This is a genomic window from Edaphobacter sp. 12200R-103, assembly GCF_010093025.1.
GTDB lineage: Bacteria > Acidobacteriota > Terriglobia > Terriglobales > Acidobacteriaceae > Edaphobacter.
In genome coordinates, this window is the sequence record NZ_CP048114.1 from 2,915,758 (window position 1) to 2,928,532 (window position 12,775).

Annotated in this window: 11 protein-coding genes; 5 read left to right on the top strand and 6 right to left on the bottom strand. The window is 60.1% G+C overall.

Annotation, left to right across the window (positions count from 1 at the left end):
* Positions 1-448 precede the first annotated feature (448 nt).
* The 4 genes from GWR55_RS12130 (at position 449) to GWR55_RS12145 (ending at position 3,509) form a co-directional block, all read left to right on the top strand.
* A complete protein-coding gene (locus GWR55_RS12130) occupies positions 449-751 on the top strand; it encodes a type II toxin-antitoxin system RelE/ParE family toxin (RefSeq protein ID WP_238398375.1) in 303 nt (100 codons plus the stop codon).
* A 47-nt stretch (positions 752-798) separates the two neighbouring features.
* Positions 799-1,107: a HigA family addiction module antitoxin gene (locus GWR55_RS12135; protein WP_162402497.1), complete on the top strand. Its 309-nt coding sequence runs from the start codon at positions 799-801 to the stop codon at positions 1,105-1,107.
* Positions 1,108-1,288: 181 nt separating this feature from the next.
* Entirely contained in the window at positions 1,289-1,495 is a 207-nt protein-coding gene (locus tag GWR55_RS12140) for a hypothetical protein (RefSeq protein ID WP_162402498.1), read from the top strand.
* Positions 1,496-1,697: 202 nt separating this feature from the next.
* On the top strand, positions 1,698-3,509 hold the full coding sequence (locus tag GWR55_RS12145; protein WP_162402499.1) for a beta-L-arabinofuranosidase domain-containing protein: 1,812 nt from the start codon (positions 1,698-1,700) through the stop codon (positions 3,507-3,509).
* 167 nt (positions 3,510-3,676) lie between these two features.
* Here the strand turns inward: GWR55_RS12145 and GWR55_RS12150 are convergent, their stop codons facing one another.
* The 6 genes from GWR55_RS12150 to GWR55_RS12175 form a co-directional block, all read right to left on the bottom strand.
* The gene (locus tag GWR55_RS12150) at positions 3,677-4,366 is read right to left on the bottom strand and encodes an Ig-like domain-containing protein (RefSeq protein WP_162402500.1); all 690 of its coding nucleotides are present in this window, start codon (positions 4,364-4,366) and stop codon (positions 3,677-3,679) included.
* Entirely contained in the window at positions 4,359-4,697 is a 339-nt protein-coding gene (locus tag GWR55_RS12155) for a PadR family transcriptional regulator (RefSeq protein WP_162402501.1), read from the bottom strand. Before GWR55_RS12155 ends, GWR55_RS12150 begins: the two co-directional genes overlap by 8 nt.
* A gap of 285 nt (positions 4,698-4,982) precedes the next feature.
* Complete coding sequence (locus GWR55_RS12160; protein ID WP_162402502.1) at positions 4,983-5,984, bottom strand: Gfo/Idh/MocA family protein; 1,002 nt, start codon at positions 5,982-5,984, stop codon at positions 4,983-4,985.
* A 233-nt stretch (positions 5,985-6,217) separates the two neighbouring features.
* Complete coding sequence (locus GWR55_RS12165; RefSeq protein ID WP_238398376.1) at positions 6,218-7,321, bottom strand: SurA N-terminal domain-containing protein; 1,104 nt, start codon at positions 7,319-7,321, stop codon at positions 6,218-6,220.
* 26 nt (positions 7,322-7,347) lie between these two features.
* Positions 7,348-8,343 carry a thioredoxin domain-containing protein gene (locus GWR55_RS12170; RefSeq protein ID WP_238398377.1) on the bottom strand — a complete coding sequence of 332 codons (996 nt, stop codon included), beginning with the start codon at positions 8,341-8,343 and terminating at the stop codon, positions 7,348-7,350.
* Between the two features lie 52 nt (positions 8,344-8,395).
* On the bottom strand, positions 8,396-10,804 hold the full coding sequence (locus GWR55_RS12175; protein ID WP_238398378.1) for an LPS-assembly protein LptD: 2,409 nt from the start codon (positions 10,802-10,804) through the stop codon (positions 8,396-8,398).
* Between the two features lie 286 nt (positions 10,805-11,090).
* Between GWR55_RS12175 and GWR55_RS12180 the strand changes: the two genes are divergently transcribed.
* Positions 11,091-12,602 carry an RDD family protein gene (locus GWR55_RS12180; RefSeq protein ID WP_162402504.1) on the top strand — a complete coding sequence of 504 codons (1,512 nt, stop codon included), beginning with the start codon at positions 11,091-11,093 and terminating at the stop codon, positions 12,600-12,602.
* Positions 12,603-12,775: the final 173 nt, after the last annotated feature.

Here is a 12,775-nt window from a genome sequence, read left to right on the forward strand (position 1 = left end):
ATATCCCACAGATGTGTGCAAGTCCCGCTTCCATCGTCGGAGGTGACCAAAGGGTCTTGTGCACACCACAGAAGTTGTAGTGAATAAAGTGAAGCGGCGGGTGGGGCGGGTGGCCCACACATCAACCCAAACCGGGTGCCGGGTGCCCCATTCATCGCGAAAGCGATGAGTGGGCTCCGCTCTGCCGAAGGCATGAGTGAAGGCGAAGCCGGAACGACCGAATCCCGGAAATGCCAACTCGGCCACCTCACTGGGCTCGCCACGAATCTCACCAACCTTCGGCAAATTAAATTCCCAGGCGAGTGGCCCATATTTTGAACCACCCAGCAAATCGGGTGCCCCATTCATCGCAGATGAGTGGGCAATCCTCAGGCCTGCTTTCCGTGGGATCGGTTTGGGGCTGCTGTAGGAACTCTTTACTCGACACACTGTACCGTATAGCGGTACAGTGGTAATCGTATTGATTGAGTCATGGCGAGATCGGTGGCTGCAGGAATTCTTCGAGCAGGATGTACGCCCAAAAAAGATTCCTGCCGATCTTGCCGATAGATTGTTCCGGAAACTTCAGATGCTGGACGATGCAACCACCGATGCCGATTTGAGGGTGCCACCGAGCAATCACTTTGAGAAACTGAAAGGCACTCTGACGGGGTTCCACTCCATAAGAGTGAACGGCCACTGGAGACTGGTCTTCCATTGGGAACGAGGAAAAGCAACAGAGGTATACCTGGACGATCATTCGTACAGGTAATCGAAGGCGCAGAACAAAGGCGCGTCTTACCCCGAGGGGTATGTCATATGTCGATAACGAAGAGAAAGCCGGTCAGTGTCGGGGAGATATTAGTAGAGGAGTTCCTTGAGCCTCTTGGGATCACCCAGACCGAACTTGCCGAGAGAACGGGTCTCCCCAGAAAGCACGTCAACGAGCTTTGCCGCAATCGGCGGGCGATCACTGCAGACACTGCGTTAATTCTGGCTCGAGTGTTCGGCAATTCGGCTGATTTCTGGTTGAACACACAACGTCGGATGGATATCTGGGAAGCGATCAATACACCGGATCGCCTTAAACGAATCGAGAGGGCCAAGCCCCTTGAGAAGGTGGCATAAAAGTTCGACGGCGGGTGCCCCATACATCAATCCAGCCACCACACTGGGTGCCCCATTCATGCAGCCCCACCGCATGAGTGGGCATTCGCGCGAGGCGCGAACCGTTTTCTCCTGAATCGCACAACAGCAGTCCACTAGAATCCTCCGCAGTCGTTCCAGCACGAAAGGATCACTGACCCCCATGCCCACCCCTGAAGAACTCCGCCTCGGTCAGATCAATCTCCGTCTCCACATCGACGGACCCGCCTCCGGCTCCTCGCTCACGATGTTCGAGTTCGAAGTCGCCCCCGGAGCCAAAGTCCCTGTCGCCCACAGCCACGACGCCTACGACGAAACCATCTACGGCCTCGAAGGCCGGGTGCCCCATCTTCGACGCGAAGGCGTCTAAGGTGGACAATTTTCGCGGTAGCAAAAATCCCGACACTCTCTCCACCCTGAACAGCGGATCGTGCTCTGCACGATAACCCACCTTAGTCGCGATAAGACCGCGCCGAAGATGGGGCACCCAATTCAAAATTGGGTAGCACACCCGGCGTCACCAGCCTGCAATCGTGCGAAGGATCTCGTGTCTTCATTAGACTGGTTGGGTCATGGTGAATGGCAAAGAACAGCTTTCGCGGCGTGGGTTCCTCAAGGCCGTAACGGCGGCAACGCTGGCGCCTTCGACTGCCATGCAGAGCATGAACATGCCTGGAGGCAACGAGGTTGCGCGCGAGCTGCCTTACGATGCCGTGCAGTTGACCGGCGGACCGTTGAAGTCGCAGTACGATGTGATGCACGCGCACTACCTTGCTCTGGATAACGACCGTCTCCTGAAGGTGTACCGGCAGCGAGCAGGGCTTCCTGCTCCCGGAGACGACATGGGAGGATGGTACAACCTCGATGGCTTTGTGCCGGGACACAGCCTGGGGCAGTACATCTCTGCACTCTCTCGCATGGGGGCCAGCACCGGAGATGCTGCATGCCATGAAAAAGTGCATGCCCTGGTGAGCGGATTCGCAGAGACGCTGGGACCGAAGAACGTCTCGATTCTCCGGCCGGAGACCAATCTCTGGGTCTGCTACACCCTCGACAAACACTTTGCAGGTTTGATCGATTCATCGCGATGGAGCCGTGTAGAGGAGTCGAAGGAGCTGCTGAATCGCGTACTTGCGGGGTCGGAGGGACTGCTTCCGGCAAAGGGAAGAGACCGCATCGGCAAGAAAGATCCGCCGTACGACGAGACATACGTGATGCCTGAGAACCTGTTTGCAGCGCATGAACTCACAGGAAATCCGAGGTTTCGCGAGCTGGCAATCCGATATCTGCTGGATCGCGAGTTCTTCAACGTCCTGGCGAGGGGTGGGAATCCTCTGCCGGGTCAGCATGCATACTCGCACGCCATTGCGTTGAGTTCGGGTGGCAAGGCGCTGTTGACGCTGGGAGACAGCAAGTACCACGATGCGCTGCACCAGGCATTTGTGCTGTTGACGACAGAGCAGCAGTTCTCTTCAGGAGGCTGGGGACCGAATGAGACTTTCATCGAACCTCACCAGGGGCAGCTCTACGATTCCCTGTCGTCGACCGTGGACCACTTCGAGACGCCATGCGGCGCCTATGCGGCGACCAAGCTGGCGCGCTATCTCCTGCGGACCACGCCGGATGCCGGAAAGAGAGTTCCGTATGCGGACTATCTTGAGCGAGTGCTGTACAACACGATCCTTGCAGTGAAGCTGCCGGACTCGAACGGAGATTATCCGTACTACTCGACGTATTCCCCGGTAGCGACAAAGACGTTCTATCAGAAGAAGTGGCCATGCTGCTCAGGCACTCTGGCGCAGACGGTGGCGGATTATCCGCTGAATGTGTACCTGCAGACGGAGCGCGGACTGGACGTGAATCTTTTTGTGCCGTCGCAGGTGGCATGGAAGCAGGGTGCGAACGAAGTGACGCTGGTGCAGGAGACGGAATATCCGGCAGGTGACCTGGTTGTGCTGCGGATGAAGATGCCGCAACCCGTGGAGTTCACGCTGAATGTGCGCGTACCGTCATGGCTTGAGGGAAGAATGGCGCTGAAGGTGAACGGCAGGCAGGAGGCTGCTGCCGGGGCCGGAACCTATGCCACCCTTCGGCGGCGATGGAGCGCGAACGATGTAGTGGAGTTCAGCGTTCGGCAGGACTTCCGCGTCGAGGCGATCGATGACAAACATCCGGAGGCTGTGGCGCTGATGCGGGGGCCGGTCGAATATGTCGCGCTGGATCTGACGGCGGAAGGGAGCCGCAGCCCGATGAAGTTACCCTCCGGCCTGCGGCCAGCCGGAAAGCAGATCTTTGTTGAAGATTTGGCCGGAAGGCAGACGGTCTTTGTACCGCTCTTCCAGGTGCAGAACGAGACCTATACGACCTATTTCTCCAGAGCATAGTAGCGATGGAGCTTCTTCGGCCATTCGCAGCTGGTTCTGATCCACATCGGATCCAACTCTCCAATCTCGGCACCCATTCATCGTGAAGCCATCAGGAGCGCGCCGCCATAGCGAAGCTCCGAGTGAAAGCAAGCCGGAACGACGAAACGGCACGATGTCCATTCAGCTCACTGTGGCTTCTCCAACGAAGTTACCGAGCCATAGTTTGCGTCCCCGGTATAAAGCGCATTCAACGGCATCCTCTTCCCGCCGGGTACCTTCGCCACAACGGTCACCTCTCCATCCACCAGCTTGCCGTCCGTAAAGATATTCCAGCCATGTAGAAAGTTCACCTTTCCCGTCGGCACCGGACCGCCGTCAGTAGCGCTCACCACTGCATGCAGCCGGACTACCGAACCTGCAGTTGCAGCGCTCGGCTCGTAGCTGAACACAATCTTCGGAGCTGTCTTTGCCTGAACCACCGGCGCATTCGGGCCGAGCGCCGCATGCACTACCGGCAGGCGCCCTCCTCCATACTGCAGCGCGAACAAAACTGCTCCGCAGAAGACAGCCGAGAGAAGTCCGCCCCACACCAGAAACCGGGTCTCTACCGCTTGCATTTCCAGGCTTGCAAACGATGGAATCCCCGCACCGTTCTCCGCAGCAGCTACTGCGCCAACCGTTGCGGTCTCGCGATACCCGCGAATCCTCGTCGCCCCGAGGTCCCACAGCAGATCCATCCACAGCCTCGACTGCCGCAGCCATCCGGTCTCATCCGCCATCCGATCCCGAAACAGTTGCAGCGCCTCCTCGCCGTAGCGGGCGCGAAACCTCTCCGGATAAAGCCGTAACAATGCACGATAGATTCGCTCAGACATACTCGCCCTCCAGAAGCCTCTTCTTCGACCGCGCTACCCGCACCAGCTCCTCCAGCCGCTCTATCTCGTCCCGCACGCATCGCCGACCTGCTGAGGTCAGCCGATAAAATCGCCGCCGTTCCTCGCTCTCGCGCTCCATCTCCTCAATCAATCCTGCCTCCAGCAGGCTCTGGATTGAGCTGTACAGGGTGCCCGGACCAAGCCGCATTCGCCCCGCGGTCTGCTCCGCAACGTGACGCATGATCGCATAGCCGTGCGAATCCCCATCTACTAATGCCAGCAGGATCTGGAAGGCGGCCGAAGGTAAAGGGTCAAGTGTCTTTTTAGGCATAATTATATAAATCGATAAACGATATATCGATTAACGACTATAAGACGACGCAAGCGATTCTGGCAAGTCCGGCTCCGGACGGATGGCCCACGTCTGCCTGAACCCATAACACCTGGGCGTCCCATCTTCGACGCCGCAGCCGGCTAAGGTGGGCGACTTTCGCGGCAGCGAAAAATCCCGACACTTCCGCACCTTGAACAACGGATCGTGCTCCGCACGATAACCCACCTTAGGCGCGATGAAGCTGCGCCGAAGATGGGGCATCCTTATTTGTGGGCTGTGCGGTCAGGCGATGGTTTCGCGGAGGCCGGTCTTCCAGCTGCGGAAGGCGGCGTCAAGCGCGAGCATGTTGCGGACGCCGTCTTCGCCGGTGGCGGCGAAGGGCTGGCCTCCGCGCATCGCCTGCGCAAATGCGTCGAGCATGCGGGTATAGGCGTCGTTATTGGTGACAGTCTCGGTTTCGACGATTTCTCCGGCACGGCGCAGCACCATCTCGATGGGACGGTCGACGGTAAGGCCGTTTTCGGCGGTCAGGACGCCTTCGCTTCCAGTGATCTGCAGCAGGGTGCGGTAGGGAGTACGCGCACTAACGGTCACGTTGGCGAGGACGTCGCCGGTCATCTGCATCTGCAATGACGCGGTCGCTTCCACCTGGTCGTCCGGGCTGGATTTTGTGGCGAGGGTGCTGATGGATTCCACGTCGCGGTCGAGGATGTAACGCAGGCCATCGATGCAGTGCACGCCGACATCTCCGATGGGGCCTCCGCAGGCGAGCGATGGGTCCTTGATCCACTTGCGCGGAGCGCGGTCTGCGGGATAGTCGAACTCGGCGTGGGCGAACTGCGGCGTGCCGATCTTGCCAGACTGGATGCGCTCACGCAGCCACTCGAGGCTGCGGTTGTAACGGAAGTTCTGCGCGACACCATAGACGAGACCGGCCTGTTTTGCAGCTTCGGCCATCTCGCGAGCTTCGGTGGCGTTCATCGCTACCGGCTTCTCGCAGAGTACAGCCTTGCCGTGGCGCAGGGCGAGCAGCGTATCGGCGTAGTGCATGGCGTCGGGCGAGGTGATGAAGACAGCATCGACGTCCGGGGAGGAGCAGAGATCTTCGGCCGAAGAGAAGCAGTGCGCGATGTTGTGCTCGGCGCAGTTCTTGCGGGCAGCCTCCTGGTCGCGTCTCCACATGCCAACAAGCTGCGTGGCCTGGGAGTCCGCAAAGGCGGGAAGGAGGCGGCGAACAGCGTGGAGTCCGAAGCCGAGGATCGCAAAACGAACGGGAGCAGTCATGGAGTCTCCTTGAGTGATGGTTGGCTGGGGAGGAGGATGCCTGTCTCAGAGGACATTCCGATCGTCGTTCTGAACGGAGTGAAGAATTCCTGCATTTTGCCTGGAGCGTCGTAGCTGCTACGGGCAAAATTCAGGGATTCTTCGCGTTGCTCAGAATGACGGCTTTCAAGAGCTGCGATGGAGCTGTTCTGCGTGTTGCAGAATGATGGCCCTGCAAAGTGCGAAGGCCACGATTAATGGGTTTCGTTTTTGAAGATCTGTTCGGCGTAGAAGTTTTCGACCTTGGCCTGATCGCGCAGCATCTCGAAGTATGCGGCTTTCAGGAGCTGGGAGCGGCCCTCGCGAAGCTGCTGGCGGATGGCCTGCTGGACGCGCGGATCGCTAAGCTCACGCTGCCCTGCAGGCTCGCGCGAGATGAGCTTGTAGATGGCGTAGCCGACCGGCCTGCGGGTCTGGTCGAGCACCGGAAGGATGTCAGTGATCTGTCCGGCCTTGAGCCTGGTGATGGCGCTGTAGACGGCAGGATCGGCTTTCATCTGCGACTCGGAGACAAAGCCCAGGTCTCCGCCGCTTGAGGAGGTGTCGGGACGCTCGGAGAAGTTCATTGCGAGGGCAGCAAAGTCTTCGCCGCTGTCGAGCCGGTTCTTAAGGGCCTGAATCTTCTTTTTGGCCTCGGCGTCGTTCATCGCCTTGCTGTTTTGAAGATTTCCCGCCTGGTCGGAGGGCATGCCGGTGACCTGAATCTGAGCAAGATGGTACTGGGTTTCGAGCAGATTGAACTCAGATTTGTGGGTGTTGTAGTAATTGGTCACGTCCGCGTCGGTCACGCTAATCTTGGAGTCGATCTCCTTCGAGAGCAGCTTATTGATGGTCAGGGTGCGCCGGATGTCGTGCTTGACGTCCTCGAGGGTGTGGTTGCTTTCTTTCAGCTTCTGGTTGAACTGGTCCTCGGTGTAAGGGGCCTTCATCTCGGCCAACTTGGCGTCGACCTCTTCGTTGGTGGCTGCCAGGTTCATCTTCGCAGCGCGTTGTTCGACGATCTCTTCATCGATGAGCTGGCGCAGTACGTTGAGGCGAAGGGAGTCTTCCTGTTCGCGGGTCGGCTTCTGCTGCTGCTGCTGCTGGGCATCGCCAAGCTGTGCCTGGTACGCCTTATCCACCTCGGCCTTCATGATGGCCTTGCCGTTGACGGTAGCCATGACATCGGCATTGTGAGTATGGTTGCAGCCGGCAAGCGCGGTTACGACGACGAGCGCGACGGGGCACGATGCGCGCGTAAACCGCCGCATCGGATTGACTTTCTTAACCTTCCCAGTTGCAGTCAACACATTCCTCACTCTCAGGATCTCCTCAAACTTCCAGGTTATTCGCCGGGCTTATGGTCCACGGACTCGCCGCTCTCGCTGGGGGTCGCATTGTTCAGCGATGGCAGGGGCACGGGTGGCGGCGGGGTCTTCCCTTCCGCGATCAGCGCGTTGTCAATCATACGGTACAGGTACTCGATGGGGAGAGCGCCCTCAAAGAGCTCGCCATTGACGAACAGGGCCGGGGTGGCATTGACGTTGAGCTTTGAGCCCAACGCGATGGAGGCCCGGATGGCCGCGTCGTCCTGCTTTGCGATGCAGGCGTTCAGGGTCGCTTCGTTGACCTTCTGACGCTTGCCCTCTTCGCGAACCACGTTGTCGAGATTCTCGTTGGCGCGGGTTAGTGTCTTTTCCGTTCCACCCATCTCGCTGGCATGGGCGTGGATATAGTCCACTGCATTCCAGTAGCCCTCCGGGCTCTGCGCAGCGAGGCAGTTGACGTCGACGGCGCCGCGCATGGCCCAGGGGTGAATGTCATTCAGCGGAAAATCGCGGTAGACAATGCGGACCTGGTCCTTATAGCGCATGGTGAGGGCAGGAAAGAGCTGCGCATGCATCTTGGCGCAGAACGGGCACTCCAGGTCGTCGAAACCGACGATCACCACGGGAGCGTTGGGCGGGCCTCCGCGGGCGGGGCGGCCCTCGTCACTCACCAGCGTCTTCGGATCAGCGCTGATGTCGAACTTGTTGAACTGTCCCAGGGTCTTGCCGTCGCTCGATATCAGAAAGGTCATCGGCTTTGAGGTCTTTCCTTCGGTAGAAAAGACTACTGTGACCTGGTCGTACCCTGGAATATCGGTCTTTTCGCGAGGCCCGATATTCACGTCGTAGTAGGGCGGCACATTGGCACGGGAGCGGATGAGGATCTCGACCCGGCGAGCCAGGTCCGGCGAAAGCTTCTCCCCCGGCGCAGAGGGACCTTGCGCATGGCAACCAGCCGTGGCCAGCATAAAAGCAAATAAAAAAGGGCGAACCACACGGGCTGCAGTCAACACAATGCCTCTGATTATCTCACGCAGGCTGAAGCGGACCAGGAAAACGGGCAGTTTAGAAGAGCCGCTCGGCCCGGCGCAGATTGCCGGCGGTGCCGATATTGGCGAGGGTGAAGTTGAACCGGTAGGCGTTTTCGTTACGCACCGAGCCGAGCTGATATTTGCGATATTCCACGCTCAGGCCGCAGCAGTCCCAGTTGTACTGCACCTGAAGGGCGCCGTACTGTACTTCGGTGCGGTTAAGGTCGAGTCCGGTGTTGGCCGCTACCCCAAATCCCCGCTTGGTCGGACCGCCGTAGCCCAAGAGAACGCGAAGCTGGGTGAAGTCGGAGACGGCCGAGGAGAAACCCGCGATATTGAAACGGCCAGGAGCGTTGAGCCGCGCATAACTGAGGCCGGAGAAGACCTGCCCCTCGTGGAAGTTGACCAGGACGTTGTTGGAGGTGAACTTGCGGGCGCCCGTATCGAGATCGAAGTTCCATTCGACGTCGAAGTGGTCGGAGGTGCGCCATCGCAGGCGGGAGACAAGCGGGGAGATCTCACGCGGCTCTGTCAGGAAGGCGATTCCGGAGAGATCGAGCGTGGTCTGGAAGATGTTGCGGCTGCGATTGACAATGGCTCCGCCGAAGTGGGGATCGAGGAAGTATTTTTGCGTGAGGCGCCAGCTGATCAGCTCGCGACTTCCGCAGCCGGCGCTGGCTCCTACGTAACCAGCGTCGGAGGCAGCACCGGTTACGTCGCCGCCCATGACTCCGGCAGCGGCCGCGCCGGTCCATGCAGCGGTTCCCGTGGCGGCCTGGCTCTGCTCAGAACAGGGATGGGATGAACGGGAGCGCAGGAAGAGGCGCTGAGTCAGGCCGTACTGCACCTCGTTGGTGTTGCTGACGACGTCGGTGTCGTCGAAGCGAAGCAGCTGGCGAAAATTGTCGACGCCGCGCACGAGCCGGTAGGCGGCCATGGGTTCAATCGTGTGCTTTACGTCGGAGTGGAAGAGCCGATGCACGAACGGAGAGGTAAAGGTGCGCTCCAGCACCGGGGCTCGCGCCTCCAGGCCCAGTTCGACATCCCCACGATTGACAGCCTCGCCGCTCTGTTGCGGGACCAGGGAGGCAGGTTCATGCTCCCGGCTGCGTGTGTAGGCTGTGTCGCGGACGGCGATGGAGGGACGGAAGTTCCAGCCGCCGGCCTTGAAGGGAAGTGAAAGCTCAGGATGGATGTCGAACCGCTCAGTAAGGCCGATGGTGGCGAAGTTGGGCTGCACACGCTTGAGACCGGCGATTGAGCTTTCGAGGTTCCAGAGGATGGGCGTGGAGAGGAATTGGTGTTCGGTGGTCGAAAGATCGGCGGAGGGAGCGTGGAAGATGCGGACCTGCTCCTCGGGCTGGGTGGCCGTGGCCGCCTGCTTGAGGCCCTGGTAGCGATCGACGCGCAGGGCCATGGAGTAGCCGGAAGCCTGATGGACTCCGTAGCCGATGGAGAGGATATCGCTGGAGACGGCCTGGTTGAAGTTTTCCGTGAAGGCCTCACGGTAGGGGTAGGAGCTGAGGTACTCCATATCGGAGACGAGGCGGGTGCGGGAGCTGATGTCATAGCGGCCGGAGAAGACGACGTCCTGGCCACCCTGGTTCACGTATTTGCCTCCGGTCACATAGCCGCGGTCGAGCAGGCCGCTGTAATGGGCCAGAGCGAAGTTATTGCCGAGGCCGCGATAGCGGAAGGTCGCGGACTGCTGCCAGCCGCGCTTGGAGAAGTACTCCGCCCCGACGGTCATGTCGGCACTGCGGCCAAGGACGACGTAGATCTGTTCCCCGAGAATAAGGCCGCGGGTGGAGGATTCGCCGATGACGGGGATGAGGAAGCCGGTCTGGCGCTGTTCTCCGCCGACCGGATGAGTGGCGTAGGGCAGGTAGACCAGGGGGATATTGATGACGCGGAAGACGACGTTTTTCGCCGTGGCTCTTCCGGGAGTGACGCTGAATTTGCCGGCGAAGAGCTGCCAGTCAGGACGCGGGAGGGCGCAGGAGGTGACCGAACCGTCGTAGACGTCGTAGGACCGGGGGCCGGTCTTGACGACCATGCGGCCTTCAAAGAGGAAGGGCTGGCCGTTGTCGTAGATGGGCTTCTGTCCGGGTGGCCGCAGGCCGACGGTCCCCTTCACGTCGTAGAAGCGGCCGGTCTGCGATTTGAGATTGAAGGTGCCGTGGCTGGCGGTGATGCTCTCGTTACTCTGACCACCGCTGATTCTAAGGTGGCCGTTGGCGTTCAACTCGCTGGTGTCGCTGTCGTAGTCGATGTGGTCGGCTTCGACCCGATAGTCGCGATAGGTGATGACGACATCGTCGTCGAGGGTGTAGCGGCTTCCGATCTTCTTCTGCGGGCCAGAGGACTCAATGACAGCGGTCGAACCATCATCGGATGGGGGGAGGACGATAGCCTCGGGATAGGAGCCCGGACTTTCGGGCAACGAGGCGGAAGAAGATGCAGGTTCCTGATTCGACACCTCCTGAGCCACCAACTGTGGATGACTGAGGGCCAGCGCCGTGATAGTTATCAGAAGATAAATGCTGTGCAGGGCTGCGTGCGATGAGCGCCTGCAAACTGCAGCAGCGGCGTTGCCTGGCCGGGCTCCGCTGTTCGACCCCTGGGGCTGTGCAACCGATTTATTTCGATCAAGACGTTTCAGGCTTACCACCACTCTATTGAGGTTAAACGAAGTTGACCCTGTGCGGGTTCGAGGTTTTTGAAGGACGATGAGCGCCGAGCGAAAGAGAGAGACTGAAGGAGGAGCCGCCCTGGCAACAGAGGCGCTGCCGGAGCCATATGCCCTTCGACAGCAGGTTGCGGAACGGCTGGCAGCACACCGGTCCCGGCGGCCACACTCGGAGCCGGTCCATTCGCAGCCGGTGAATCCGAGGCAGCGGAGCTCAAAGATCGCCGAAGCCGTTGCCGAAAGATACGCACAGAGCAAGAGCTACCAGGCGTACCTGGCGGAAGAGGCTGAGCGCGCCGTTCGTGAGGCGGAAGAGGCGGCCCGGCAGGCACAGGCCGCGGCGGAGATTGCCGCCCGCAATGCCGAAGCCATGGCGAAGGTGCAGTATGAGCTGCTGACGGAGCTGGAAGAGTACAGCGAGTCCACGCCTGCTCTGGATGCAAGACCCCATGGGCCTGTGACTGCGCGACCTCGGAGCCGCGCGCAGTGGACGGCCGATGAGCCTGCATTGGAGTTTGAGGCACCGGCTGGATTGGAGTTTGAGGCACCGGCTGGATTGGAGTTCGAGGCACCGATCGCGCCGACAGAGCCGCCCGTGTATACAGTCCGCCACGTTGCGGACCTGCGGCGCCCGGTAACAAGCGGCGAGCCGGTCTTGCGTGAGGAGGAGATCGCGATCGCCGTCGATCCAGGCGAAGCAAACTTTCTGGACGAGGAGATCGCCTTTCGGCAGGACCCGATCTTTGAGCCGGTGGAACCTCCGACGCCGATTCCCGCCAATATCATCGAATTTCCGCGAGAGCTGGTGGCGCCCCGTAAGGCACGGCCCCGCCTGGCGGAGGGTCCGCTGCTGGATGAGCCCGCACATTCTGATCCGTCGCAGCTCCGGATCTTCGAAGTGGAAGCGGAGCAGATCTCGGACGAACCTGCCTCCGACGCAGCGGCTCCCGAATGGACTTCGATCCTTCTGGACGCGCACCCGCGTCAGCAGGGGAGCTTCTACGACATTCAGTCGCAGCCGCTGAGCGCAGCGTATACCGGGAACTTCTACGCGCCTGGCGCCGATGCATCTGCGGCACACCACCTTCAGCTTTCGCCGGAGACGGAGCATCTGTACGCCACCCCCCTGGAGGTGGCTCCGGTGAGCCTACGGCTGATGTCAGGCATGGTCGATCTGTGCATCGTGGTAGCAGGATTTATGGTGTTCGCCGGGGTGGCGGTGACGACTGCCGCGCGCCTTATTCCAGGTGGAATCCAGATGGCTGCGCCTGCAGCTGCCATCTCGACGGTGGGCAGCATCGTTCTACTGGGGCTGCTATACCAGCTGCTGTTCTTCACTTTTTCCGACGCTACGCCGGGGATGCGATACGCCCGGATCGGTCTGTGCACGATGTCTGACGAGAATCCGAGCCGTGCGGCTATGCGTCGCCGCATCTTTGCCCTGGTGCTTGCGTCCGCTTCGCTGGGGCTGGGAGTGCTTTGGGCGCTGCTGGACGACGAACGGCTGGGATGGCATGACCGCATCTCGCGGATGTATCAGCGGAGCTATTGAGGCTCTCTGGTAAGGCGTATTGGTTTTGGCGATCAGACTGAATTCTGTATCTGCCTGAGCATTGTGGAGCGCTCCGGGCGAAATACAGGGATCCTTCGCGTTGCCGGGATGACGAGTTCGGGAGAGTCACGCAGCCGATGAAACCAGTTCCATCGGCTGCATAGCCGCCAGGG

Bases quoted from the DNA above. Each gene is read 5' to 3' on its own strand.
- GWR55_RS12140 (WP_162402498.1), top strand. From the start codon at position 1,289: ATGCCCACCCCTGAAGAACTCCGCCTCGGTCAGATCAATCTCCGTCTC.
- GWR55_RS12135 (WP_162402497.1), top strand. From the start codon at position 799: ATGTCGATAACGAAGAGAAAGCCGGTCAGTGTCGGGGAGATATTAGTA.
- GWR55_RS12145 (WP_162402499.1), top strand. From the start codon at position 1,698: ATGGTGAATGGCAAAGAACAGCTTTCGCGGCGTGGGTTCCTCAAGGCC.
- GWR55_RS12180 (WP_162402504.1), top strand. From the start codon at position 11,091: ATGAGCGCCGAGCGAAAGAGAGAGACTGAAGGAGGAGCCGCCCTGGCA.
- GWR55_RS12155 (WP_162402501.1), bottom strand. From the start codon at position 4,697: ATGCCTAAAAAGACACTTGACCCTTTACCTTCGGCCGCCTTCCAGATC.
- GWR55_RS12150 (WP_162402500.1), bottom strand. From the start codon at position 4,366: ATGTCTGAGCGAATCTATCGTGCATTGTTACGGCTTTATCCGGAGAGG.
- GWR55_RS12160 (WP_162402502.1), bottom strand. From the start codon at position 5,984: ATGACTGCTCCCGTTCGTTTTGCGATCCTCGGCTTCGGACTCCACGCT.